The organism is Moorena producens 3L, from assembly GCF_000211815.1.
GTDB lineage: Bacteria > Cyanobacteriota > Cyanobacteriia > Cyanobacteriales > Coleofasciculaceae > Moorena > Moorena producens.
Window position 1 is genome coordinate 1 of record NZ_GL890836.1, and the last position, 1383, is coordinate 1383.

The window sequence follows — 1383 nt, forward strand, 5'->3', positions numbered from 1 at the left end:
TAAGACCAAATTTGAATCGACTTTGCGATCGCGTCAGCGCTTTGAAAACCAAAAAATTGTCTATTCCACCATTTTGGCAGAGCGTTCCCAAATCACATCAGGAGCTAATCCTCCCAAGGTAACGGTGAAGTTACCAGAACAAGTGCGTATTGGTCAGCGATTTAATTTTGATGCCATTGTCCAGGAACCCCTCGGAGATGATTTGCTGCTGGGAGTGGCTATAGAAGAATCAGTCAGGTCACAGCGCTATACTAATCCCACGGAGGTTGACCTGGAATCTTTGGCTGCCGGTGGAATTTTTAAGATTGGCCGAGCCCCACTGTTACCAGAAGACCGCTGGATTTCAGCTATATTAATTCGGGGGGATGGCATGATTATGATTACTCGACGGTTACATGTGGTTGAGTAATTAGGTTTGAAGGGAGTAGGGAGTCGGGAGCGGTGCGACCCGTGGCGAATTTAATTCGCCTACGGAAAGCGCACCGAGGGAGTAGGGAATCGGGAGTAGGGAGTAGGGAGTAGGGAGTAGGGAGTAGGGAGTAGGGAGTAGGGAGTAGGGAGTAGGAAAATAAAACAGCCATGCTTCCCATGAGCTAGTGCATCAAGATAGAATCAAATCTTATTACTATTCCCGATTCCCGATTCCCGATTCCCGATTCCCGATTCCCGATTCCCGATTCCCGATTCCCGATTCCCGATTACCGATTCCCGATTCCCGATTCCCGATTACCGATTACCGATTACCGATTCCCGATTCCCGATTCCCGATTCCCGATTCCCGATTACCGATTCCCGATTCCCGATTCCCGATTCCCGATTCCCGATTCCCGATTCCCTACAGATTTTGCCCCCAAAAATTTTTTCTGATTGTTTTGCGAAAAGTTTGGTTCACAGGCGCTGTAACAAGTAGCCAATAAAATGGCGATAATCCTCTCCTGTTTTAGTTTTTGATTAACTGTTGGGACACTGTCCCAGGTTAATAGGAAAGCGTTACGCCCCATATGGGGCGTTTTTTTTTAGGTAGATCCCAACAGTTCAATCAGTTACCCACTTTGCCAATTCATCTAGGGTAACTTTCAGCAGGTCACACAATGCCTTGAGCTGATTTGGGTACAGTTTGGGGATATGCCTGCCCGCTTCCCAATTTTGCACCGTGGTAACGGTTACGCCCAATTCATGAGCGATTTCCCGCTGGGTGATATTTAGGGATTCTCGTCTTTTTTTTAGGTTGTCCCCTAAATTAGTCATTACTGTCCTATTTAAAAGTTAACATAATTAAGTTTACTGAGTTATATGTTACCGCTAATCTCACCAAAAAAAATGGGTCTGTTCGCGTAGCGTCGGCTTTGCCGAAGCCCCGTCCTTCTAGGACGGCTTTCTTTG

The 1383-nt window shown here is 46.7% G+C and carries 3 protein-coding genes and 1 pseudogene; 1 reads left to right on the forward strand and 3 read right to left on the reverse strand.

What is annotated here, in order from left to right; translation table 11 throughout:
• On the forward strand, nucleotides 1-409 hold a 409-nt coding region (locus tag LYNGBM3L_RS44905; RefSeq protein ID WP_008180393.1), incomplete at its 5' end, for a DUF8623 domain-containing protein.
• Here LYNGBM3L_RS44905 and LYNGBM3L_RS39845 read toward each other — a convergent pair.
• The 3 genes and pseudogenes from LYNGBM3L_RS39845 to LYNGBM3L_RS06210 form a co-directional block, all read right to left on the reverse strand.
• A complete protein-coding gene (locus LYNGBM3L_RS39845) occupies nucleotides 381-581 on the reverse strand; it encodes a hypothetical protein (RefSeq protein ID WP_131826871.1) in 201 nt (66 codons plus the stop codon). The two genes, LYNGBM3L_RS44905 and LYNGBM3L_RS39845, sit on opposite strands and share 29 nt — an antisense overlap.
• Nucleotides 582-625: 44 nt before the next feature.
• A pseudogene (locus tag LYNGBM3L_RS50135) lies at nucleotides 626-832 on the reverse strand (hypothetical protein).
• A 203-nt stretch (nucleotides 833-1035) separates the two neighbouring features.
• Nucleotides 1036-1248 (reverse strand): helix-turn-helix domain-containing protein, encoded by a 213-nt coding sequence (locus LYNGBM3L_RS06210; protein ID WP_008180395.1) that lies wholly within the window; start codon nucleotides 1246-1248, stop codon nucleotides 1036-1038.
• Between the last annotated feature and the right edge of the window lie 135 nt (nucleotides 1249-1383).